General features: G+C 39.0%; 21 protein-coding genes. 5 read left to right on the top strand and 16 right to left on the bottom strand.

What is annotated here, in order from left to right:
- Positions 1-93: 93 nt before the first annotated feature.
- A complete protein-coding gene (locus B7C41_RS01860; protein ID WP_085297056.1) occupies positions 94-1,026 on the top strand; it encodes a DHH family phosphoesterase in 933 nt (310 codons plus the stop codon).
- Between the two features lie 113 nt (positions 1,027-1,139).
- Here the strand turns inward: B7C41_RS01860 and B7C41_RS01855 are convergent, their stop codons facing one another.
- From B7C41_RS01855 to sdhC, 12 genes are all read right to left on the bottom strand, one after another.
- Positions 1,140-1,844, bottom strand: a complete 705-nt coding sequence (locus tag B7C41_RS01855; protein WP_085297055.1) for a porin — start codon at positions 1,842-1,844, stop codon at positions 1,140-1,142.
- A gap of 391 nt (positions 1,845-2,235) precedes the next feature.
- Positions 2,236-2,559 carry a ribonuclease E inhibitor RraB gene (locus B7C41_RS01850; RefSeq protein WP_085297674.1) on the bottom strand — a complete coding sequence of 108 codons (324 nt, stop codon included), beginning with the start codon at positions 2,557-2,559 and terminating at the stop codon, positions 2,236-2,238.
- Positions 2,560-3,903: 1,344 nt separating this feature from the next.
- Positions 3,904-4,308 (bottom strand): hypothetical protein, encoded by a 405-nt coding sequence (locus B7C41_RS01835; RefSeq protein WP_085297052.1) that lies wholly within the window; start codon positions 4,306-4,308, stop codon positions 3,904-3,906.
- The gene (locus tag B7C41_RS01830; RefSeq protein WP_085297051.1) at positions 4,298-4,795 is read right to left on the bottom strand and encodes a hypothetical protein; all 498 of its coding nucleotides are present in this window, start codon (positions 4,793-4,795) and stop codon (positions 4,298-4,300) included. The genes B7C41_RS01835 and B7C41_RS01830 overlap by 11 nt, the downstream gene beginning before the upstream one ends.
- 110 nt (positions 4,796-4,905) lie before the next feature.
- On the bottom strand, positions 4,906-5,778 hold the full coding sequence (gene sucD, locus B7C41_RS01825; RefSeq protein WP_085297050.1) for a succinate--CoA ligase subunit alpha: 873 nt from the start codon (positions 5,776-5,778) through the stop codon (positions 4,906-4,908).
- On the bottom strand, positions 5,778-6,944 hold the full coding sequence (gene sucC, locus B7C41_RS01820) for an ADP-forming succinate--CoA ligase subunit beta (RefSeq protein WP_085297049.1): 1,167 nt from the start codon (positions 6,942-6,944) through the stop codon (positions 5,778-5,780). Before sucC ends, sucD begins: the two co-directional genes overlap by 1 nt.
- A gap of 178 nt (positions 6,945-7,122) precedes the next feature.
- The gene (odhB, locus tag B7C41_RS01815) at positions 7,123-8,616 is read right to left on the bottom strand and encodes a 2-oxoglutarate dehydrogenase complex dihydrolipoyllysine-residue succinyltransferase (RefSeq protein ID WP_085297048.1); all 1,494 of its coding nucleotides are present in this window, start codon (positions 8,614-8,616) and stop codon (positions 7,123-7,125) included.
- 51 nt (positions 8,617-8,667) lie between these two features.
- Complete coding sequence (locus B7C41_RS01810) at positions 8,668-11,472, bottom strand: 2-oxoglutarate dehydrogenase E1 component (protein ID WP_085297047.1); 2,805 nt, start codon at positions 11,470-11,472, stop codon at positions 8,668-8,670.
- Positions 11,473-11,560: 88 nt separating this feature from the next.
- A complete protein-coding gene (locus tag B7C41_RS01805) occupies positions 11,561-12,271 on the bottom strand; it encodes a succinate dehydrogenase iron-sulfur subunit (protein ID WP_085297046.1) in 711 nt (236 codons plus the stop codon).
- A gap of 10 nt (positions 12,272-12,281) precedes the next feature.
- Positions 12,282-14,051 carry a succinate dehydrogenase flavoprotein subunit gene (gene sdhA / locus B7C41_RS01800; protein WP_085297045.1) on the bottom strand — a complete coding sequence of 590 codons (1,770 nt, stop codon included), beginning with the start codon at positions 14,049-14,051 and terminating at the stop codon, positions 12,282-12,284.
- Positions 14,052-14,399 (bottom strand): succinate dehydrogenase, hydrophobic membrane anchor protein, encoded by a 348-nt coding sequence (gene sdhD, locus B7C41_RS01795; RefSeq protein WP_085297044.1) that lies wholly within the window; start codon positions 14,397-14,399, stop codon positions 14,052-14,054.
- The gene (gene sdhC, locus B7C41_RS01790) at positions 14,393-14,767 is read right to left on the bottom strand and encodes a succinate dehydrogenase, cytochrome b556 subunit (protein WP_085297043.1); all 375 of its coding nucleotides are present in this window, start codon (positions 14,765-14,767) and stop codon (positions 14,393-14,395) included. The genes sdhD and sdhC overlap by 7 nt, the downstream gene beginning before the upstream one ends.
- Before the next feature lie 404 nt (positions 14,768-15,171).
- Here sdhC and B7C41_RS01785 point away from each other — a divergent pair, with 404 nt between their 5' ends.
- Both B7C41_RS01785 and B7C41_RS01780 read left to right on the top strand, forming a co-directional pair.
- Positions 15,172-16,458: a citrate synthase gene (locus B7C41_RS01785; protein ID WP_085297042.1), complete on the top strand. Its 1,287-nt coding sequence runs from the start codon at positions 15,172-15,174 to the stop codon at positions 16,456-16,458.
- 150 nt (positions 16,459-16,608) lie between these two features.
- Complete coding sequence (locus B7C41_RS01780; protein ID WP_085297041.1) at positions 16,609-18,123, top strand: hybrid sensor histidine kinase/response regulator; 1,515 nt, start codon at positions 16,609-16,611, stop codon at positions 18,121-18,123.
- Between the two features lie 13 nt (positions 18,124-18,136).
- Here the strand turns inward: B7C41_RS01780 and B7C41_RS01775 are convergent, their stop codons facing one another.
- Entirely contained in the window at positions 18,137-19,123 is a 987-nt protein-coding gene (locus B7C41_RS01775; RefSeq protein WP_085297040.1) for a GlxA family transcriptional regulator, read from the bottom strand.
- Positions 19,124-19,581: 458 nt separating this feature from the next.
- On the opposite strand from B7C41_RS01775, the gene tcdA reads away from it, so the two are divergent.
- Complete coding sequence (gene tcdA / locus B7C41_RS01765; protein WP_085297673.1) at positions 19,582-20,385, top strand: tRNA cyclic N6-threonylcarbamoyladenosine(37) synthase TcdA; 804 nt, start codon at positions 19,582-19,584, stop codon at positions 20,383-20,385.
- A 26-nt stretch (positions 20,386-20,411) separates the two neighbouring features.
- On the opposite strand, the gene B7C41_RS01760 is transcribed toward tcdA, so the two are convergent.
- Positions 20,412-22,133, bottom strand: a complete 1,722-nt coding sequence (locus B7C41_RS01760) for a SufS family cysteine desulfurase (protein ID WP_085297038.1) — start codon at positions 22,131-22,133, stop codon at positions 20,412-20,414.
- Between the two features lie 183 nt (positions 22,134-22,316).
- Between B7C41_RS01760 and B7C41_RS01755 the strand changes: the two genes are divergently transcribed.
- Positions 22,317-22,556, top strand: coding sequence for a hypothetical protein (locus tag B7C41_RS01755; RefSeq protein ID WP_085297037.1), 240 nt, complete (start codon positions 22,317-22,319; stop codon positions 22,554-22,556).
- 120 nt (positions 22,557-22,676) lie between these two features.
- Here B7C41_RS01755 and B7C41_RS01750 read toward each other — a convergent pair whose 3' ends face one another.
- Together B7C41_RS01750 and nlpI are read right to left on the bottom strand one after the other, a co-directional pair.
- Entirely contained in the window at positions 22,677-24,080 is a 1,404-nt protein-coding gene (locus tag B7C41_RS01750) for a tetratricopeptide repeat protein (RefSeq protein ID WP_085297036.1), read from the bottom strand.
- A 30-nt stretch (positions 24,081-24,110) separates the two neighbouring features.
- Complete coding sequence (gene nlpI, locus B7C41_RS01745; protein ID WP_235839576.1) at positions 24,111-25,091, bottom strand: lipoprotein NlpI; 981 nt, start codon at positions 25,089-25,091, stop codon at positions 24,111-24,113.
- Positions 25,092-25,140 lie beyond the last annotated feature (49 nt).

The following is a 25,140-nucleotide window of genomic DNA, read 5'->3' as shown; positions in this document are numbered from 1 at the left end:
AAATTGATCTCCCCCTAATCAATCCTCTGATATTGTGCTTAAATAAACAATGTAGTGTTAAATCATAAAAGTTATAACTCCTGGAGATAAGAAATGTCAGATAATAAAAAATACCGTTTGGTAACCCGTAGTGATTTTGACGGCTTAGTTTGTGCCATTCTCCTCAAACATATAAAGCTAGTAGACGATATTATCTTTGTTCATCCTAAAGATATGCAGGATGGTGTTATTGAGGTGGGTTCAAACGATATTTCCACTAACTTGCCATTTGTCGACGGCGTTCATATTGCTTTTGATCACCACCACAGTGAAACGCTGCGTAATGAAAAAAAAAGCAATCATATTATAGATCCCGATGCACCGTCAGCAGCACGCGTTGTATATGATTACTACGGCGGAGTAGATACCTTTCCATCAAGTTGGCAAAGTATGATGGAAGCCGTTGACAAAGGTGATTCTGCACAATTTAACATGGCTGAAGTTTTACATGCTAAAAGCTGGGAACTACTCAATTTCATCATGGATTCACGTACTGGTTTAGGTCGCTTCAGAGATTTTCGTATTTCAAATTATGAATTAATGATGGACTTAATTGATTTCGGTAAAGATCACACCATTGACCAATTGTTAGCACTACCTGATGTAAAAGAACGAACAGATCTTTATTTTGATCATGAAGAAAAATTTCAAGAACAAATTAAGCGTTGTTCGACAGTTCATGGCAACTTAGTTGTTTTAGATTTAAGAGAAGAAGAGATTATTTATTCAGGTAATCGTTTTGTCATTTATGCTTTATTTCCACAGTGTAATATTTCAATTCATATTATGTGGGGGCTTAAAAAGCAAAATACAGTTTTTGCGACCGGAAAATCTATTTTTGACCGTGGCTCGAAAACCAACGTTGGTGAATTAATGCTAAAATATAATGGCGGTGGTCATCATGCAGCAGGTACTTGTCAGGTACCGCATGAAGAAAATGAAGCTTGCCTTGCAGCGTTAATTTCAAGTATAAACGCCGACGGCTAATAGTAGCTTGCTTGAAAGTACGTATTGAAACGCCTTTAAGAGAGACAATGTGTCATATCTCAAAGGCGTGTTTATTAATTTCCTATTCGAGTTAATGGCTTAGTAGGGGCTATTTAGAAACGATAGGCTGCGTAAACACCGGCGACACGATCAAAATTGTTATCTAGTTTATAACCATTTTGTTGTGCATCAAAGCTTGAATAGCCAGCAAACATGCCAACATCGGTACTTTTACTATAAGCATAATTGAGACCCACATTTACTTCATGAGCATCGCTTTGTGTGAAGTCTTTTAAATCACGGTAAGTATAATTCACACTAGTAGTCCAGTCCTTTGCAACATTTGTTTTTAAGCCTATTGAATAGCGATACTCGTCTTTATTTTTTTGTTTCTCTTCATCCCACTTTACATAGCCTAAAGAAAAAGTCATCGCAATATTTTTATTAAACACATACTTACCATTTAAATCCGCACCGTAAGCTACAGAGTCACCGTTGATAATTGCTTTGTTAAAGCCTCTAACGCCTGCACCTACGGCTAACTCTAGGCCCATTGCATTATTTTCACGAGCTAAAACTCGATAATTAAGCCCGCCAAGACCAATTGTTAAATCATCTGTTAAGCCATATGCCGCATTTAAGTTAAGTACGCCTCGGCTATCGTCTTGCTCTTCTCCCCAGCCTAAAGCTCCACTTACAGCAATAGTGCCATCAGTTAAAGTAAGTGGTCTCAATACTGGATTTTCCGGATACTCAGTTTCTGCAAAAACAGATGAAGATGCTATAAGTAATGCGACGCTAACAAGTGATTTTTTCATAATATTAATTCCCAGGAATTGTTATTTCGTTGTTGATAAGGGAATGGTAGAGCTAACTGACGTTCATTTCTTTATGTCTTTTGTGAGTGAAATGTGGGAGGAGTGTGAGAAAATGTAATAAAAGAGCCCGCTAAAAATAGTCTTTGATATTTTACAGTTAGTTGTGAGTAAGAAGGTGTGAGCAACGTTAGTCTCACTTTTCTTTAATAGATAAAATCAGCACCTCAACACCAAATAAAGCTTTCTCACCCAGCAATTATTCGCTTCCTGAAACTTCGACGAGTAAATTAGCTTATCTTATCTCGTCGGAGTTACTCGCATTTACCATCCAATTACAAATACAAAAAAGTAAATGCAACACCTGATAAGTTTCAGCTATAGCATTAGCAATTTAAGCTTCAATTCCCCAGCCATCAGTATGACCGTAAAACTGAGTTACGATTTGTTCAAACTGAGCTTCTTGAGCAATGATTGCATCATAAAGCGGGACTGTTTTTATTGAACAATCTAAATCCCATACTTTTGGATTCTCATTAATGTGAACATCACAAGTAATATTAGGTGCAATTTCAGCAAGATGAGCCGCCATAGCCTCTGCTTGTTCTTGTTTTTCAAATAAGTGAAAAAAAACAATTGTATGCATCACGGTTAAATCGATACCTGCTTTTTTCATTTCAAACAATACTTTACCAGTTTCATCTTTTGGGAAGTTCATATTACTCTTCAAGGCTATAAAATTAATGGCGGCATTATAAACGGCAACGCTCAAAATGAATAGAATTGAAAAGTAAGTAAACGCCAAACCTGAAAATTTATAGTAGGCGCCTGTCTAATTATTAACTTAAACAATCCAAACGCTTGGAGTTTGAATCACAGCTTGGCGTCGGGGTGCCGACTACACGCAAGGGGGAAATAGACACAGATCTCCCCCTTGCATCCCCCACTGTGCCCTGCTCAGCTCAAACTGAAATAATAATTTTTGCAGTTATAGATTCCTGACGAATGCTCGTCCCTGCGCGACGTCAGCTCCAGCCATCCATGGCTGTCATCGATTAACTGCTGACAAAAAATTAACATTTCAACGCTGAGATGGGACTAAGAGATCGTTGATATCACAAACTCTTAATAACCTTTTGGATAATTATCAAAGGTAGAAACAAACATTAAGTCTGCTTCATTAAACGCCGGAATATTGGTCATCATGGAGGAAACACGTTTAATGTTGCAGCGCCGGGTGAGTCCAGAGCCAAGGAAGTATGAGCGGCGTTAGCCTCCCTTTTCTTATTTGGGTGTAGTCGGCACCCCGACGCCAAACCAGTAGACAAACTCCAAGCAGATAATTTACAGCGAGTGTCCACCTAATTTCTTTAATATAGCGACGGCAAGTTACTGTGAGTGTCACTGTTATTGCTTTTAAATTGAATGGCTTGGAGCTTAATTCACTGCTTGGCGTCGCAGTGGCGACAACACCCAGAGGGGCGTTGCACGCCAAACGCCCCTCTGGACTCCCCGTGGCGCCCTACTCAGCAAAAACACTACAACTCAATTTAGGTGCAATGTTCAAACCTGCCGAAAACCGTCCATTCACACGGCAGTCTCCGCCATCCGTGGCTCCGATAAACATCGCACTTATCTAAATTCAGTTTCCGTAGCTGAGATGGGATCTAGTGATCGTTGCAGTTTTGTTTTCTAAATAAACAAAAGGAGAATTACGAACGATGAATCAAACACTAAGTCTGCTTCATTAAACGCCGAAATGATGGCCAATATTCACGTATCACTGGCATGGATGCCAGTGAAAGCGCAGTTAGTACATGGATGTACGTTCTGCGCTGGTACGTCGAAGAATATTGGACAGCATGGAGGAAACACGTTTAATGTTGCAGCGCCGGGTGAGTCCAGAGAGGGTTCGGCGTTTAACCCTCTTTGGGTGTCGTCGGCACCCCGACGCCAAACAGGTAAACGAGCTCCAAGTCATTAATTTAGAATGAGTGTCCGTCTAATTATTATTAGAGTGAGTGCCCTTCTAAAATTATTAAAATTAAGTAGGTTTGATGTATCAATTTTGCAATGCATTTTGAGCTACACCACCGACTTGTACTGCATCAGCTTTAAAAAGCATAGGTACAATATTAGTTTGAGCAAAAATTGTTTGCTGCTTATCCCAGTAAGTACTATATAATTTATTTCCATTTTCCAAATCTGAGACAAATGCCTTACCAGGTCCTGTATAAATGAAAATCCAATCATTTTTATTTAAAATGGCATCGCCAAACCAAAATAAGTGATCTTTTATAGGTATCGCCATTTCAACTGGACAATTAACTGTTTGATGACCAACCATAACCCCATATTGACCCGTATTTATAGTCTCATTTACTTGAATAGCTATTCTTTCACTATTAGCAATACCTCTATCAACAACACCAGAAATCGTCAATTCAGACAACATATTAACTATCATCGTTATCTCCTAAATCTGCAAACCAACCTATTAGAAGCAAAAGAGCACCTAGCGCAGATAAAACAATGGCAATTGTATTGAATTTATTTTTATATAGTTCAACACCAATACCTATTACTGTAGCTCCGATGGTAATTGAAACCATGCCTATCTTTCTAACCCTAGAGCTAGCTTTTAACTTTTCTAAACGTTTTATAGCTGTCTCTTTCCAGTCTTGACATTCACTTGATTTGGCGTCCAATTTATTTCTTAGTTTGATAACGTCTTTTCTGCTTTCATTAAGATCTTTAGTTAATTGAGTGAAGCTTCCTGCTAACAACTTTGATGCAAGCTCTCCCCCCAAACTTTTTGTATGATTTGCAGCTAAACCTTGAACAACTTGAGACATGTCATTGAAAGGAGGTGAATCAGTAACATCTAAATTTTTAGACTCTGCTACCTGAGCACCTTCTGAGCCTTTATTATCTACATTAGGTATTTCGTTCACTATGACACCTCTATTAAAACAGCAAAAACAATACTAACTAATTAACAGGCAAATAAAAACCCGCTAATCAGCGGGTTTTTATCAAGAACTACAAGCTGTAAGCGAATCGCTTACCATCCCGTTTTCTCTTTAAGTGCTACACCGATATCCGCTAAAGAACGAACCGTTTTAACACCAGCCGCTTCAAGCGCAGCAAATTTCTCATCAGCTGTACCTTTACCACCAGCGATAATCGCGCCAGCGTGACCCATACGCTTACCTTCTGGTGCAGTAACACCAGCAATGTAAGATACTACAGGTTTAGTAACGTTAGCTTTGATGTATTCTGCAGCTTCTTCTTCAGCAGTACCACCAATTTCACCAATCATTACGATTGCTTCAGTTTGAGGATCGTTTTGGAACATTTCCAATACGTCGATGAAGTTAGTTCCTGGGATAGGGTCACCACCAATACCTACACAAGTAGATTGGCCAAAACCAGCATCAGTAGTTTGTTTTACGGCTTCGTACGTTAATGTACCAGAACGTGAAACAATACCAACTTTACCTGGTAAGTGAATGTGACCTGGCATGATACCAATCTTAGTCTCGCCTGGTGTGATAACACCTGGACAGTTAGGACCAATCATGCGAACGCCAGTTTGCTCAAGCTTAACTTTAACGTCAACCATATCTAAAGTTGGGATACCTTCAGTGATAGTTACGATAAGTTCGATGCCAGCATCGATAGCTTCTAAAATAGCATCTTTACAAAACGGTGCAGGAACGTAGATAACTGTAGCTGTTGCGCCAGTTGCTTCTACTGCATCACGTACTGTGTTGAATACTGGAAGGCCTAAATGCGTTTGACCGCCTTTACCTGGGCTTACGCCACCAACCATTTGTGTACCGTACTCAAGCGCTTGTTCTGAATGGAAAGTACCTTGACCACCAGTGAAACCTTGACAGATTACTTTAGTATCTTTGTTAATTAATACAGACATTATTTGCTCTCCGCAGCGGCAACAACTTTAAGTGCTGCGTCAGTTAATGATTCAGCAGCAATGATGTTAACATCAGAAGCAGCTAATACAGCGCGACCAGCTTCAGCGTTAGTACCTTCTAAACGTACTACAACTGGTACTTGAACGCCTACTTCTTTAACAGCAGCGATAATACCTTCAGCGATCATGTCACAACGTACGATACCACCAAAAATGTTAACTAAAACAGCTGATACGTTATCATCGCTAAGGATGATTTTGAATGCTTCAGCAACACGTTCTTTAGTTGCTCCGCCGCCAACATCTAGGAAGTTAGCAGGCTTGCCGCCGTGTAAGTTAACGATATCCATAGTACCCATTGCTAGGCCTGCACCGTTAACCATACAACCAACGTTTCCATCTAATGCTACGTAGTTTAATTCGTAACGTGCCGCATGAGCTTCACGTTCATCTTCTTGAGATGGATCGTGCATTTCACGGATTTTAGGTTGACGGTATAAAGCGTTACCATCAATACCAATTTTGCCGTCTAAACAGTGAAGATTACCTTCGTCAGTGATAACTAACGGGTTGATTTCTAATAATGCGAAATCGAAATCTTCAAACATTTTAGCAAGACCTAAGAAGATCTTAACAAATTGCTTCATTTGTACTGGGTTTAAACCTAGTTTAAAACCTAGTTCACGAGCTTGGTAAGGTTGAGCGCCAACTAATGGATCAATTTCAGCTTGGTGAATTAACTCTGGAGTTTCTTCAGCAATCTTTTCAATATCAACACCGCCTTCAGTAGATGCCATAAATACTACTTTACGAGAACCACGGTCAACAACTGCACCTAGGTATAATTCGTTAGCAATATCTGTACAGCTTTCAACTAAAATTTTAGCTACTGGCTGACCATTTGCATCTGTTTGGTAAGTAACTAAGTTTTTACCTAACCAGTTTTCAGCGAAATCTTTGATTTCTTGTTTAGTTTTAACTAGCTTTACACCACCAGCTTTACCACGTCCACCAGCGTGAACCTGAGTTTTAACAACCCACATATCGCCGCCGATCTTGTCAGCAGCTTCAGCAGCTTCTTGAGCGGTATCGCAAGCGAAACCTTCAGAAACTGGTAATCCATATTCAGCGAATAATTGTTTCGCTTGATACTCATGCAAATTCATGGTGTTTTTCCATTTATCTGTAGATGAAGATGACAATAATTAGAAAATCTAATGATTATCATCGAAAAAAGTCGATCGATTATAGTATAAAAGCTCTAAGGAACATAGTCCTTAGAGCCTAATACTATAGTCTAAATCAAACTAAAGTTTTTAATTGATAAAGCCTACTAAATGATAACTATATGTTTAGTAGTAAGCGTGTTGGATCTTCTAACAATTCTTTAATTGTTACTAAGAAACCAACAGATTCTTTACCATCAATTAAACGATGGTCATAAGAAAGTGCTAAGTACATCATAGGTAAAATTTCAACTTTTCCGTCAACAGCCATTGGGCGGTCTTGGATTTTATGCATGCCTAAAATTGCCGCTTGTGGCAAGTTAAGGATAGGTGTTGAAATTAAAGAACCAAAAACGCCGCCGTTAGTGATAGTAAAGTTACCACCTTGCATTTCGTCCATGGTTAATTTGCCATCACGACCTTTTATCGCTAAGCCACGAATACCGTTTTCAATGCCCGCCATGCTTAATTGATCAGCGTCACGTAGTACTGGAGTAACTAAACCACGAGGTGTAGATACGGCAATAGAAACGTCAAAGAAGTTATGATAAACAATATCGTCGCCGTCAATTGATGCATTAACTGCTGGGTAGCGTTTAAGCGCTTCAGTTACCGCTTTCACGTAGAAAGACATAAAACCTAAACGGGTATCATGTGTTTTCTCAAAAACGTCTTTGTATTGCTTACGAAGATCCATAATTGGCTTCATGTTAACTTCGTTAAAAGTTGTTAGCATTGCCGTTGAGTTTTTAGCTTCAAGCAAACGTGTTGCGATAGTTTTGCGTAAGCGTGTCATCGGTACGCGTTTTTGTGTGCGCTCGCCTAATGCTGCAGAAGCTTGTGCTGCTGGCGCTGGTGCTGCTGCTTTTGCTGGTGCTGCTTTTGGCTTGTTAGCTGCAGCTTCAACATCTTCTTTAGAAATACGGCCGCCTTTACCAGTACCAACAACATCATTAGCTGTTAAGCCTTTTTCTGTCATTAAGCGACGTACTGAAGGGCTAGCTAATTCATCTGAGCTAATCGCTTCTTCAGCTGATGCTGCAGGCGCTGCACTTGCTGTTGCACCGGCGTTAAGTTCACCAATTTTTTGTGCGCCAAGTACAGTATCGCCTTCAACATGAATGATTTTACCGATAACGCCGTTTTCTTGCGCTACTACTTCTAAAACCACTTTGTCTGTTTCAATATCAACTAAGTTTTGGTCAACTGATACCGAATCACCTTCAGCAACATGCCATGTAGCAACGGTTGCATCAGCAACTGACTCTGGTAATACAGGTACTTCGATATCAATTACTTTAGCTGACGAAGTTGCCGCCGCAGGTGCTGCTGCACTTGCAGGAGCAGCAGTTGCAGCCGTATCGCCTTCACTACTACCTTCGGATAGGATAGCAATAACTTGCTCGCCTAAAACCGTAGCACCTTCAGCTTCAGAAATGCTAGTAATAACACCATCTGATGTGGCCGGTACTTCAAGTACCACTTTGTCAGTTTCGATGTCAACGAGTACTTGATCACGAGAAACTTTGTCACCAACTTGTACATGCCAAGTCGCTACCGTTGCATCTGCAACTGATTCAGGTAAAACGGGAACCTTAATTTCGGTTGTCATTTATAATATTCCTTACACACTCTTAATTAATCTCTTTATAAAAAAGAGGGTCTATTCTACATTAAGCGCGTCATGAACTAGCGCTTGTTGCTCTTTAACATGAACTGACATATAACCTACAGCCGGAGCTGCAGAAGCCTTACGACCTGCATATGACAAATAAGTACCCGCTGGAATAGCCGCTCTAAAGTGATGCTGTGAACAGTACCATGCACCTTGATTTTGCGGTTCTTCCTGACACCAGACGAATTGCTTCACGTGGCTGTATTTTTCAATCTCAGCTTTGAGCTCTTCTTCTGGGAATGGGTATAGTTGTTCGATACGAATGATAACAACATTAGTTTGTTCATTCTTACGACGTTGCTCAAGTAATTCGTAGTAAACTTTACCACTACAAAATACTACACGTTCAACACCGCTAGGTTCGATATCATCAACTTCACCAATAACATTATGGAAAACACCTGTCGACATTTCTTCAAGTGAAGAAACCGCTAACGGGTGACGTAATAATGATTTAGGTGACATCACTACTAATGGACGACGCATAGGACGAACCACTTGGCGACGCAACATATTAAATACTTGCGCAGGTGTTGATGGTACACAAACTTGCATATTGTAATCAGCACAAAGCTGCAAAAAGCGCTCTAAACGTGCAGATGAATGCTCTGGACCTTGACCTTCATAGCCATGTGGTAACAACATAGTCAAACCACATAGGCGGCCCCACTTTTGTTCACCAGAGCTTATGAATTGGTCAAATACCACTTGTGCACAGTTAGCAAAATCGCCAAATTGCGCTTCCCAAATAGTTAAACCTGCAGGCTCAGCTGTGGTATAACCATATTCGAAGGCAAGTACAGATACTTCTGAAAGTACTGAGTCATGCACATCAAATGGACCTTGGTCTTTACTAATATTTTGTAATGGCAAGTAACGAGAGCCATCTTCTTGTCCGTGCAATACGGCATGACGATGGAAGAAAGTACCACGACCGGCATCTTGACCTGTAAGGCGTACACGCTTACCTAAATCTACAATTGATGCATAAGCAATATTTTCCGCCATACCCCAATCAAGTAGCTTTTCACCGCTCGCCATTTTCGCGCGGTCGTCGTAAATTTTCTTCACGCGATTATGCACAGTATGGTCAGCTGGAATTGTAGCAACTTTAGCCGCAAGCTCTTTTAGCTTATCAATCGAGATTTCTTTATCGTAATCGTCATCCCATTCATGGCCTAAGTATGGTGTCCAATCAACAGAGTGCTCTGTCATTGGGCGCCATTGCTCTACTGTACATTGACCTTCATCAAGTAATTTACGGTAGTAAGCAGTTAGCTCGTCAGTCTTCTCTTTATTAAGAGAGCCTTCAGCATTAAGCTTATCAGCATAAAGCTGGCGAGGAGTAGGATGCTTTTTAACTTTTTTGTACATAACTGGCTGGGTAGCGCTTGGCTCATCAGCTTCGTTATGTCCGTGACGTCGGTAACAAACCAGGTCTATAACCACATCACGTTTAAATTCATTACGGTAATCTAGGGCAATTTGCGTTGCTAAAATCACAGCTTCTGGGTCGTCACCATTAACATGAAGAATTGGCGCAGAAACCATTTTAGCGATTTCAGTACAGTATTCACCACTGCGTGTATCTTGAGGGTTAGACGTTGTAAAACCGACTTGGTTATTAACCACAATACGGATAGTACCGCCAACTTTAAATGCCCGTGCTTGCGACATATTAAAAGTTTCTTGCACAACACCTTGACCGGCAATCGCAGAATCACCATGAATAGTAATAGGTAATACTAAATCACCTTCATTACAATCACGACGGTCTAAACGTGCACGCACAGACCCGATAACAACAGGATTAACAATCTCTAAATGCGATGGGTTAAATGCTAATGCTAAATGAACATTGCCGCCAGGGGTTACAAAATCAGATGAGTAACCTTGGTGATACTTAACATCGCCAGAAGACAGTATTTCATCATGCTTGCCGCCGAACTCATCAAATAGCTTTGATGGGTTCTTACCCATTACGTTAACCAACACATTGAGACGACCACGATGAGCCATACCCATAACCACTTCTTTAGCGCCTTGTGTACCGGCACGCGTGATTAATTGCTTTAACATAGGGACTAAGGCATCACCGCCTTCAAGAGAGAAGCGTTTTGCACCAGGGAATTTAGCCCCTAGATACTTTTCAAGACCATCAGCCGCAACTAAGTCCTTAAAAATTTCTTCTTTCTCTTCAACGCTAAGCACTGCTTGTGACTGCACCGACTCAAGACGTTGTTGTAACCAACGCTTTTCATCAGTTGACGTAATATGCATATATTCTGCGCCAATAGAACCACAGTAAGTGGTTTTAAGCGCTTTATATAATTCACCAAGTTTCATAGTATCTTGGCCGATAGCCAAAGAACCTATTTTAAATTCACGATCGAAGTCATTTTCCGATAGTTCATGGTGAGATAATTGCAGGTCACGTACTTTATCACGTTGCCATAACCCTAATGGGTCAAGGTTAGCATTTTGATGTCCGCGAAAACGAAAGGCATTAATAAGTTGTAAAACTTTAACTTGTTTTGCGTCAGAGCCGCCTGAAACAACCACGGTTTTTTGTGTTTGTTGGGCTAATTCTTTAAATTCGTCACGGATTTCAGAATGCCGATATTCAACGTCAGCACCTTCAATTTTAGGAAGTTGTTGGAAAATATCGCGCCACTCTGTAGAAACAGATTGCGAGTTATCCAGATAAGATTCGTATAATTCTTCAATATAAGCAGCGTTTGCACCACTTAAATGGGAAGACTCTATCCAAGCCTTCATAGCACCTTCGGGCATTGCCTGTTCCTTTATGGGATAAAAGCAATAAAACAAATTGTTTAACGAAAAAAGCAGAGTACAACAAGGTTATACTCTGCCGTTTAAATTAAACCGCTCTTGTCAGCAACATTGACTTAATATGGCCAATGGCTTTTGTTGGGTTCAACCCTTTCGGACAAACATCAACACAGTTCATGATACCGTGACAGCGAAATACGCTGTAGGCATCTTGTAAATCATCTAAACGCTCTTCTGTTGCTGTATCACGGCTATCAATAAGAAAACGATAAGCATGTAATAAGCCTGCTGGACCGATAAATTTATCAGGGTTCCACCAGAAAGAAGGACAAGATGTTGAACAACATGCACATAAAATACATTCATAAAGACCGTCTAACTTCTCACGTTCTTCAATTGATTGTAAATGTTCACGCGCTGGTTGTTCTTTACCATCATTAATTAGGTAAGGTCTGATTTTTTCATATTGATTATAGAACTGAGTCATATCAATAATTAAATCGCGCACTACCGGTAAACCAGGTAATGGACGTAACACAATTTTATTTGCAGGAATTGCAGATAAAGGCGTGATACAAGCCAAACCATTTTTACCATTCATGTTCAAACCGTCAGAGCCACAAACACCTTCACGACATGAACGACGGAATGATAAGCTTGAGTCTTGCTCTTTCAGCAAAATTAGCGCATCTAGTACCATCATGTCTGAGCCTTCTGGAACTTCCAGCTCATATTCTTTCATGTAAGGTTTGTTATCAACATCAGGGTTGTAACGGTAAATAGAAAAAATTTGTTTCATTACAACGCTCCTAGTAAGTTCTTGCTTTCGGTGGGAAAGCTTCACGGTGAACAGGTGCCATGTTAACAGTACGCTTGCTCATTTCTTCGTTATCTGGTGTGTAGATTGAATGACATAACCAGTTTTCATCATCACGTTCCGTGAAATCTTGACGGGCATGAGCACCACGAGATTCAGTACGGAAGTTAGCTGCTTTTGCAGAACAGAAAGCTGTTTCCATCAAGTTATCTAATTCTAAACACTCGATACGTTGTGTATTGAACTCACTAGACTTATCATCTAAGTGGGCATGTTGTAAGCGTTCACGTATTTCCGTTAACTCTTTCATGCCTTGTGCCATTGCTTCACCTTCACGGAATACCGAGAAGTTAAGTTGCATACACTGTTGCAAATCTTTACGTATTTGCGTTGGACATTCACCTTTAGACGATGTTTCCCAGCGGTTAGTACGTGCTAAAGAAGCTTCTAAATCAGACTCAGATGCATCTTTACCGTTTTGAGTTTCATTTAGGTAGGTACCTAAGAAGTTACCTGCTGCGCGGCCAAATACTACTAAATCAAGTAATGAGTTACCACCTAAGCGGTTTGCACCATGTACTGATACACAAGCAATTTCACCAACAGCGAATAAACCATCAACGATTGTTTCAGTACCGTCTGCGGCAACATTAAGTGCTTGACCATTAACGTTACAAGGTACACCACCCATTTGGTAGTGACACGTTGGAATAACTGGAATTGGCTCTTCTGCTGGATGAACATGAGCAAATGTTTCAGATAAGTCACAAACACCTGGTAAACGTTTCATCAACGTTTCACGACCTAAGTGATCAAGTTTAAGCTTGATATGTGGTCCGTATTGAGGATGGTCACAACCACGACCTTCACGGATCTCTGTCATCATTGAACGAGCAACAACGTCACGACCTGCTAAATCTTTAGCATTTGGTGCATAACGTTCCATGAAACGTTCGCCGTCTTTATTTAATAAGTAACCACCTTCACCACGACAACCTTCGGTCACTAGTACACCAGCGCCTGCGATGCCTGTCGGATGGAACTGCCACATTTCCATGTCTTGCATTTGAATGCCAGCACGAAGTGACATACCAACACCGTCACCAGTATTGATGTGAGCATTAGTAGTGGATGCGAAGATACGACCAGCACCACCAGTAGCAAGCACGGTAGCACGGGCTTTAAAGTAAACAACTTCGCCAGTTTCGATACAAATAGCAGTACAACCTACTACGCCGCCGTCGCTGTTTTTAACTAAATCTAAGGCATACCATTCTGAATAAACGTTAGTTTTGTTTTTAACATTTTGCTGATATAAACAGTGCAATAATGCATGACCTGTACGGTCAGCTGCAGCTGCGGTACGAGCTGCTTGCTCGCCACCAAAATTCTTAGATTGACCACCAAATGGACGTTGGTAAATTTTACCTTCTTCCGTGCGAGAAAAAGGTAAGCCCATTTTCTCAAGTTCGATAATTGATTCAGGACCTGTTTTACACATATATTCGATTGCGTCTTGGTCACCAATATAATCAGAGCCTTTAACGGTATCGTACATGTGTTGTTCCCAGTGATCTTCATGGGCATTACCCAAGGCGACAGTGATACCACCTTGTGCAGAAACCGTATGAGAACGAGTAGGGAATACTTTTGAAATCAAAGCACAAGATTTGCCAGATTCAGAGATTGCTAGGGCAGCACGCATGCCTGCACCACCGGCGCCAATTACAATGGCGTCGAATTCACGAATAGGAACGCTCACTTACACACCCCACACTGTTAGTAGGCCTGCTGCGAAATACACTAGCAGCAAAACCGAAAAGAAAAATTGTAAACCACCGCGTAAAAACGCTGGCTTAATGTAATCAGAAAGTACTTGCCATACACCAATCCATGCGTGAATTAATAACGCGATAATGGCTAAGATGGTAAATATTTTTGTGCTGATACAACCAAAAAACCCTTGCCAAACTTCAAATGTTACATCCGAAGTTGTAACAAAAAAGCCAACAAGAAAAAAGGTATACAGTGCTAAAATAATGGCACTGGCACGAAGAAGAATAAAATCATGTACGCCACTACGGCCTACTGTTGCTGCGTTGTTTACCATAATCGAACTCCTACTACTACAGTAAGCACCAACCAAAGTGCGATAATAAGTTTTGCCGTAGCATTACCCGAAGCAAGTTCTTCAAAGTGACCTAAATCCATAAACAGGTGACGAATACCGCCAAGTAAATGATAGATAAGCGCAGAAAGCGAACCAAGGATAATTATTTTGAAGAATACACCGCTAAGTAGGGATTCTACTTGGGCGAAACCTTCAGCAGAAGATAGAGATAAAGAAAGCGTCCACAATAAAATACCGATAGCGAATACCATGATCACACCAGATACGCGGTGTAATATAGATGCATTTGCTGCTGCATGCATTTTGATTGTTGACAAATCTAGGTTTACAGGACGTTGTTTTTTCACGATTGTTGCCTAAGGAGCTCTTAGAGCCTTCAACTTATTGTAACGTTATCTAAATGCATTATTATGCTAGATAACCCCCCTCCGATTTGAATTATATTTTTACACTTTACATACGAATGCAAAAACAGAATTCAGATCAGCTTGATTATATAGATGAAAATCATTAATTACAATTTTCTTCACCGACAAGTTTTAGCCTATATTCAAGGCTTTCGACTAATTATCAACCATACTCGACAAAAATCATTCCATACATTTGACTTTAGTCTAAGGGTTTAACAAACGAATTGACTTATGGGGGGTGATCTGAAGTAGAATAGTCACAGTTTAATATTCACAAAAATTGACTAAACATTTGGTTTTGACAATTTCAAGATAAATAAATTTTAATGGGGATGAAACATATGGCTGACTCAAAAGCCTCTCTTAGTATCGACGGTAATGTAGTTGCAGACTTGCCAATTCTTAAAGGTAGCGCCGGTAACGATGTAATAGATATACGTACACTAGGTGGTGCAGGCTACTTCACATATGACCCGGGTTTTTTAGCAACAGCCTCATGTGAATCTGAAATTACCTTTATTGACGGTGACAAAGGTGTGCTACAGCATCGTGGTTACCCAATTGACAGCCTTGCTAAGCAAGCTGATTACTTAGAAGTTTGTTATATTTTACTAAATGGTAGTGCGCCAACTAAAGCGCAATACGATGAATTTACTAAAATTATCACTAACCATACGATGGTTCATGAAAAGTTAGTACATTTTTTCCATGGCTTCTTGCCTGATGCACATCCGATGGCCATGTTATGTGGTGTTGTTGGTGCTTTATCTTCGTTTTACCACAGCGACTTAGATATTAACGAGCCCGATCAACGTATGCGAAGTGCGCATCGTTTAATCGCTAAAATGCCAACTATCGCAGCAATGGCATACAAGTACAGCATCGGCCAACCATTCGTTTACCCACGCAATGACCTAAGCTATGCAGAAAACTTCTTACACATGTTATTCTCAGTACCAGCAGAAGAATACGTAGTTAGCCCAACTGTTGCTCGTGCAATGGACCGTATCTTTACTTTACATGCTGACCACGAACAAAACGCTTCAACGTCAACAGTACGTTTAGCAGGTTCTTCTGGTGCTAACCCATACGCATGTATTGCGGCGGGTGTTGCTTCACTTTGGGGCCCTGCTCATGGCGGCGCTAACGAAGCTTGTTTAACCATGCTTGAAGAGATTGGTTCTTTAGACCGCGTTGATGAATTTGTTGCTAAAGCAAAAGATAAATCAGACCCTTTCCGTCTTATGGGCTTTGGTCATCGTGTTTACAAAAACTTCGATCCTCGTGCCACCGTAATGCGTGAAACTTGTCATGAAGTGTTAAGTGAATTGGGTATTAAAGATCCACTACTTGACGTAGCAATGGCGTTAGAAAAAGTAGCGTTGGAAGACCCTTATTTCATCGAGAAAAAACTTTACCCTAACGTAGATTTTTACTCAGGTATTATCCTAAAAGCCATTGGTATTCCTACCAATATGTTTACCGTAATCTTCGCCATGTCTCGTACTGTTGGTTGGATTGCTCATTGGGACGAAATGCTAGGTCAACCAGGGCAAAAAATTGGTCGTCCTCGCCAAAAATACACTGGTGAAATTGATCGTGAATTTGTACCACTAAGTGACAGATAGTTTTTGTTTTACTTAAAGCTATAATTAAGGGCAGTCTATTGGCTGCCTTTTTCTTATCTAGTGCTTTTATAAACAAATAAAATTCTGTACATTTCAGTTATAAACACTATATCCTTGTAATAATTTTATCATTTTAGTGGCGTTTCATCAGTGCTTGACCCTATTTTAATTGTTGATGAGAGTCGACTTGTTCGAGAAGCAATTGCAAAAATCTTGCTCTCTTGTGGGGTAAATAAATCAGCTATTGCTTGTATAGAAAATATGGACGATGCATTTGAGTTTGCGCAATTCTCACCAATTAGCTTATTAATATGCTCTGATAGTTATAGCGATAGAAATCCTAGAGATTTTCGCGAACAATTAGTTGGTATATTGACAACAAAAGCTTTACCACTACTCATTTTGTCCCAGCGAACATTAGATGAATCAAAAGTACCAGCAACACCTTCATTCAAAGTAGTGCAAAACAATAGTATTAGCTTATATAAACCTTTTAAGCGACAGCATGTCATCAGTGCACTTTTTGCTCTTACCCAGTATGATAAATTCACACCTATAGTAAGTAATACTACTCCAGAAAAAATCATAATTAATGAAGCTAAAATAACGAAACCTAGCATCTTAGTTGTTGACGACGAAAGTAGTAACATAGATGTTGCGGCGGGTAATTTACGTCAATATTATCAGGTAATTGCAGCAAAATCTGGCGAGCATGCCTTAAAAATAATCAACAACGGTAAACAGAAAATAGAATTAGTGTTACTTGATATTATGATGCCTGAGATGGATGGTTATCAAGTGTGCTCGATGCTTAAAAAGAATCCAAAAACCACCAATATTCCAATCATATTCCTCAGCGCAAAGTCTGAAGTTGCTGATATGAAATATGGCTTCGAATTAGGCGCAGTTGATTATATTACCAAGCCGCTCAACGGTGATTTACTAAGGGCTCGTGTCGCCACACATATGCGCTTACAACAGCAAAATACCGCATTAGCCGAGCAGGTAATGATGCTACAAGAAAATGCCAAGTTACAAGAAGATATTGAGAAAATCACTCAGCATGATTTAAAAGGTCCACTCAATAACATTTTGTTTGAGACTTATCGTTTAACAGATAAGGCTGCAGCAAACTCAATTAATAAAGCCGTTAATAACGTAGTTGATATGATTAATAACTCTCTCAATCTCTACAAAATAGAGCAAGATATTTATCAGTTAACACCGCAGCGTATAAACCTCAACCAAATGATAAATGACGCTATTAATGCCGTTTCACGTGTATCAAAAGAAAAGTCTTTAAATATTACCTTAACTGGATTTGAGCAAACACAATATATCTATGCTGAGCCACTACTTTGTTTATCTATTTTTAACAATCTGATTAAGAATGCTGTTGAAGCATCTCAGAATAGTGATTCAATAATGCTTTCTTTAGCATACGAAAAGGGTTATGTAACTTTTCAAGTAATTAACAACGGCGTTATTCCTAAAGCACTACGTGCAACCTTATTTAACAAATACACTAGCTCAAACCATCAAACAGGCACAGGCTTAGGTACCTATTCAGCGAAGCTAATGACAGAGGTTCAACACGGTGAAATTTACTTTGATATCATCAATGAACAACAAACACTATTTGTGGTAAAACTGCCCTCCGCCTAACTTTTACGATCAGTTAGGCATATTTCTGTCGATAATCTTTTGGTGTTACGCCAGTAAAGCGTTTAAACAGCAGTCGAAAGCTGCTGATGTCTTCATAGCCTATCGACCAAATAATTTGATTAATTGGTTCAGTAGTTTTTTCTAAACGCATTTTTGCATGTTCAACTCTTATTCGTTGTAAGTAGCTCAGCGGTGTTTCTTGGGTTGCTTGTTTAAAGCGCCTTTTAAACGTTCGTGCACCTAAACCGACAAGTTCAGCAAGCTCATCTATAAGTATCTCATTGCTAAAATGAGATTCAATCCACTCTTGCGCCTTTAAAACCGGTTGGTCATCATGAGATTTTTGTGCTTGAAATGTTACATAGGGTGATTGTTTTTGTCTAACGGGATCAAAAACCATTAATTTCGCACAATCAGAAGCGATATCTTTGCCGGCATACTTATCAATTAAGTACAATGCCAAATCGATATAAGACATTGAGCCACCTGAACAAATTACATCATCATTGTCGATTAACATTTGATCACAATCCAAACGAATAGACGGAAATAATCGTTTAAATAAATCAGCACTACGCCAATGTGTTGTTGCGATTTTACCCTTTAATAAACCACAAGAAGCGAGTATAAAACTGCCAGTGCAATAACTGGCAATAATTGTTCCTTGCTGATGGCATTGAGTAAGCCATTGTTTAACTTTAGGTAAATTATCAACAAGCACATCATCAGCACAGCAATCAATAACCGCACGCACTGAAGAAGATACAATGATAATATCAGGCTTTTCAACCGCAGAAATATCAACGGTGGGCTTAATTTTTATACCGTTATAGCCATGTACAGGGTGGTTATCTATTGTGACAATTTGACAAGATATTTCGCTGTCTGTATCGGTAGTATAGCGCTGTTGATGACAATAACTTGCCGCATAAAAGACATCAATCAAACCATAAACAGCAGAAACGACACATTGATCAGAGGCTAAAACGGCTACTTTCATTTTTATTTACCTAGTGAATTTGACATTATTGCCAGTAAAAATGTCAAATATGCCACCTCTAATTCAGTACTACAAGTACTAAAATAAGCTTTCTATCAATAGATGCGAATTTAATAAGGACTTTATCTATGAAAACTTTGATCAGATCGATAAAAATATTACATTTTATACTGCTTTTTCTCTCATTGTTCACGCTTTCGCTGCTGCCATTATTGATAAATGCAGAAATAATCACCAACTTGGTCCATTTGCCTGTCGGATTTGTACTGTTGGGTATCATAAGTTTTAATATCGAAAATAAACTAAATAAATACCAAGCAACAATAAATAGCCATCAACAATTATTTGATAAAAAGAAATGCAAAATTTATCGTGGTATTTGCTGCTGGCACTCTTAATGTTTTCTTCTTGAGACTGCTATAATACGCGAGCATTTTTAGTTAATGGTTTTTAAAGTTATGTCTGATTATCAATTAAGGTTTGGCGGTATATCCCGTTTATACGGTAACAATGGTGCTGAAGCGCTTAAGCAAAGTCACTTTTGTGTTATCGGTATTGGCGGGGTTGGTTCTTGGGTTGCAGAGGCGTTTGCCAGAAATGGCGTAGGCGAAATAACCCTTATTGATTTAGATGACTTATGTATCACTAATATCAATCGTCAAATACATGCACTTTCTGACACCGTTGGCCAAAGTAAGGTCGATGTTATGGCTCAGAGAATAAAACAGATAAATCCTGAATGTCAGGTTAATATTGTCGAAGATTTCGTGACATTAGAAAATATTCGCGAGCTATTAAGCAATTCCATCGACTATGTTATCGACGCCATTGACTCAGTGAATGTAAAAAGTGCGATTATTGCTCATTGTAAACGCAATAAATTACCAATAATCACCATTGGTGGCGCAGGTGGTCAAGTTGACCCAAGTAAAATAGCCATTGCCGATTTAAGCCAAACTTTTCAAGACCCATTACTTGCAAAAGTACGTAATCAATTACGCCGTGAATATAATTTTTCTCGTAATGTAAAACGAAAGTTTTCAATAGACGCAATTTTCTCTAGTGAGCAATTACGTTACCCCGACAATGAAGGTAATGTTTGTCATGCAAAACAATCAAATGATGGAGCAATGCGACTTGATTGCAGTGGTGGCTTTGGTGCAGCTACCCATGTTACTGCCTGTTTTGCATTTTTCGCGGTTGGAAAAGCAATCGATAAGTTTTTAAAGCGAGCATTAGCAAAAAACAGTGTAGTTAAGTAATTGTTATTTAACCTGTCTGAATTGGTTCAAGCCACTATCTGATAGATTTTATCAACAATAGCTCTAAGTCCATTGCCTCGAGATGGACTTAAATGCTGCAATAAACCAATTTCATCAAAATAAGCTTGCATGTTAAATACTGAGATTTGCTCGCGGTTTTTATTATTAACTGCCGCTAATACAATCGTAAGTAAACCACGAATAACCTTAGCATCACTATCACCTGAGAATAAATAAGTACCCGATGCTTGTTTTTGATAACTAAGCCACGCCTTGCTTTCACAGCCTGAAATTAATGATTGCTCATTTTTACGCTCTGCAGCTAAGGTACTTTTCTTTTTCCCTAACAACATAATTTCACGATGTTTACTATCCCAGCTTTTAGCTTTTGCAAACAAAGCTAAAACATCTTCAATAGTCAACTCATTCGCTATATCACTGGCCTTGATTTGCTCAAAAGCTAAGTCCTTTGCTGCTTCTAAGTTACCATTTAATACGACATCCCCCATAACAGTTGTATTGTTATCTGAATTCAAGCCGCTAATTTTCTTAAGTGCTAACACTGCTTGATCAATTTCTTCAATCGTATTGTACGCTGCTAAAGACAAACGAATACAACCTTCAAGGTTTAAATACTGCATCAGAGGCATTGCACAGTGATGTCCAGCTCGCACAGCAATACCATGGCTATCAAGCTCTGCAGCTACGTCATGATTATGCTGTCCTGTCATAGTAAATGAAAACACAGGTATATCGGGCTGCCCATCAACAACAAAACTTAGTCCTGGCACTTGTGACAACTGCTCAAAGCAATATTGCGCTAAGCTTTTTTCATACTGAGCTAGCTTCTCTAACTGCTGAGTTTTAATAAAGTCTAACATTGCGCCAAAAGCAACAATACCAGCGATATTTGGCGTTCCTGCTTCAAATTTATGCGGTAAATCATTAAAGGTGCTCTGCTCAAAGCTAACTGACTTGATCATCTCTCCGCCAGCCTGATATGGCGGCATTCCCTCTAATACTTCACGTTTGCCATAGAGTACACCAACACCTGTTGGACCATACATTTTATGGGCAGAGAATACATAAAAGTCACAACCTAATGCTTGAACGTCCACAGGTAAATGAGCAATAGCTTGGGCACCATCAATCAATGTTAATGCTCGATATTGCTTTGCAACATTAATAACATCAACAATTGGATTAATGCGCCCGAGTACATTAGAGATATGAGCACAACAAACAATGCGGGTCTTATCTCCTATTGTTTCCTCTAATCTCGTTGTATCTATTCTACCTTCACTGGTTAATTGCAGAACTTTAATCTTTGCGCCAGTTTGTTCAGCTACAATTTGCCAAGGTACGATGTTAGCGTGGTGTTCACTGTAACTTAATACAATTTCATCATTGGGCTGTAAGTTTTTCCTACCCCACGACTGTGCAACTAAATTAATGCTTTCTGTACTACCTTTTGTCCAAATCAGTTCTTTATCATACTTGGCATTGATAAATACTTTTAGGCGCTGACGGCTTTCTTCATAAGCAGCTGTCGCTCTTGAGCTCAAAGCATGCGAAGCACGATGAACATTAGCATTACTAGTTTGATAGTATCGCTGGTAACAATCAATAACCGCTATTGGTTTTTGAGTACTGGCAGCATTATCAAAGTAAACCAGAGGCTTACCATTAATAGCTTGAGCTAATATTGGGAATTGCTGACGAAAGAGAGAAGGTGAGAAACTTGCCATACAATTTTCCATAAAAACGTAATACGGGTAACATGAAATTGTCATCATTATATATTAACTTCTGGTTTAAAATATTTTTATAACAATAAAATTTCTGTTAATTAGCAAAAGTTCTGTTCATAATCAGCGAAAATTAGAAAGTTGCGCTATAACTTAATATGAATAATACAAGGAGTCCCCTGTATGTCATTATTTTCATGGTTTATTCGTACCACAAGAGTAAAATCACCTAAAAATAATAAAGTATCATTAGAGCAAGAACTAACAATATTTAATAACAACACCATGTGGCCTGTTGCTAAAGTCAGAAAAAACACTGTTTTACGGCAACAAGAGTATATAAACTCTGTCAGGCATTTAAAAAATATTAAAGATAACAGTGCCTACGAAGAAAGTAGTCCTTCAGCACTTGAACAACACTAAAAGTCATAGCTAATGCAACTTAAGGTTGAGTTAATTTAGCTAATGGCTATTAAATTAATAACACTCATCCATCGCCTCGGCTCTTACACCTCTTCACAATCATAGAACCGTCGCTGTTTTTTACTGAAAAGTTATGGCTTTTAAGGCTTCTCTCGCTCGACTATATTCACCTTGCAGTGCCAAGTCTCGACTGATATTAAAGTGGTAACTTGGCATCAAGTATTGCTTAGGGGCTAGCGCCATAATATCAATATAAGTTTGTGGAAAGTTCAATTCAAAATACTCTAGTTGAGTACGATGAGCATAAGGTTTATATGCCTGTACTTTATTGTTTTTATCACAAGACCTTGCTGAAAAGACGCCAACTTCATGCTGAAACTTTAAGGGTGTAGTTAACTTCCAACCTTTACCGTGCTTTATTAAAATTGGTGTAGTGTCTTTAATTAAACTTGCCCACGGTAATTGCATCAATATGCGTTTTCTAATCTTATCTCTTTCACCGTAATAGCGTTCAGGTAGCGTCGCCAGGTTATAAGAGAATGAAGTTTGCTGGTTTCGTTGACACTTTTGATGCTGGCTAGGCAAAGGATATTCATCAACGAAGCCAAGAAAGTGTGAAAGTTCATGGGCCAGAACATCAGCATCGTCTTGTTGGTCAATATACATAATACCATTATCAACGTTGGCCCCTCCTTGCTCGACAATTAAACCAATATATCGACTTGAGATATCGGCTCGCGTAGCCCATACATTGGCTCGACAAGTAATTCTTTGCTTTATTTCAGTTTGGCAACTCAGCTCTTGGCTAGGAACATATTTAGGACTTTGTAAACAAACATACCTTGCTAACTTATGCTGGCGAAACTGCTCAGTTAAGTTTTTCCCGTGTTGTAGGCCTGCTAAATTAGTTGCAAAAAGTTGTACGCTAACATGACACTCTTGGTTGATATTGCTTTTAGCAGCAGAAAAGACAGAAAAATCGAGCAATAGTTGATAGAAATCCCTATTTTCTATGTTTGCCAACTTAGTTTTATTTTGTGAGATAAATTCAGTATCACCTAACTGAATAGCAAGTTTATACGATAAAACCAGTGCCCTATCATTATCTAAAATAGGCAATAATAAATTTCTGCTTTCAAGGTACTGTTTGGTTTTAAAATAGTGATTAGCTAATGTTAGCCTAGCTTCTTTGTGCTGCTGGCGAATAGCTTCCTTTAACCACAATTGCGCTGAAATTATATTGTTTTGTTGTAAGTAGTATTCAGCCACTTCAAAAGCAATGTCGGCATTTTGTTTTGCATACAATTTAGCTAAATGCAGCCATGCCCGACTATTTTCAGTCGTCAATAATTTGCTCAGCCGTTCATGAGGACGGGTAAAAAATTCTATTGAGTCTAAACGTGATAGTTGTTCAGAAGATATAATTGCTTGTGTAATTTTTTCTCGATGGCTATCGATGAAGAAAAATAAGCTTAGTAATATTATTATTACTAAGCTTATTAAAATACGGACCTTTGAAAACATTAAGGTTAGTCGATAAAATTAATCAAAAGGTTAAAGCGCTTTATTTTGTTGCATTGCTTGCCGCATAAGGTCTAATTCAAGTTTGGCATACCTGTGTTCAACAAATTCATAGACATTAGTGCTCAACGCCAATTTAAAAAAGTTAATCGCAGCATTTTTATCACCTTGCATCTGACTATATTTACCCAAGTAAAAGTAAGCTTCACATAAACGTTCAGTTAAGGCTTTATTTGAACTAACATTATCAGTTAAATGATTAATGAATGTCTCTTGATCAATTTTACCCGAATACAAAGCAATAATTTTTTTCGCCCAAACTTTCTCATCAATAAATTCTGCGTGTAGTGATAAATCTTGCTTGGCTTGTTGCTGATCAGCTTCTAAATCTGCTAAGTACTGCCACAGCACACGATAAGGGTCGTTCTGCTGATATTGTCTAAACACTTTAAAATCTTCAGATGCTAAGTTTGCCCGCCCACCATAATATAATGCAATTCCACGATTTAAATAAGCATATTCGTGATCAGGTGCTAATTCTATAGCTGAGTCAAAAGCATCATAAGCTTGATTAAATTCTTGTAGTTGCGTGAAGTGAATACCAATAAAATTGTAAGCATCAACCATATCAGGCTTTAAATTTATTGCTTGATTAAAGTCAAAGCGCGCTAAAGCGCGTAAACCAACTTTGTCATACTCTACGCCGCGTTGATAAAACAGCTCTGCACGTTGGCCATCGCTAATTTCAGCACGTTGTAAAACCTGTGTTAATCGCGCTAAAGCAATTTCGCTTTTGTAACTAATGGTATTTGGCTCAGCAATAACAAGCTGACCAATAACAGAGTTTTTTTCAGCCGATGTGCTAGCACAACCTTGAGAAAGTAATAAACCAGAAACCAACAATGCCTTAGTCAATGAAGCATTGGAAAGTGATGTTTTAGAGAATACTGCTTTGGAAAGTACAGTTTTTGAAAACTGTGTAGCAGAGAATAATTTTTTATAAAATAAGTGCACGAAAAACATAACCTTTAGTAAAGATGAACTATCTGAGTATATAAAAAAG

The sequence above is a fragment of the Cognaticolwellia mytili genome, assembly GCF_002104475.1.
GTDB lineage: Bacteria > Pseudomonadota > Gammaproteobacteria > Enterobacterales > Alteromonadaceae > Cognaticolwellia > Cognaticolwellia mytili.
The sequence above is the reverse complement of the archived record's forward strand: the minus strand, read 5'-3'. Positions and strand labels throughout refer to the sequence as shown.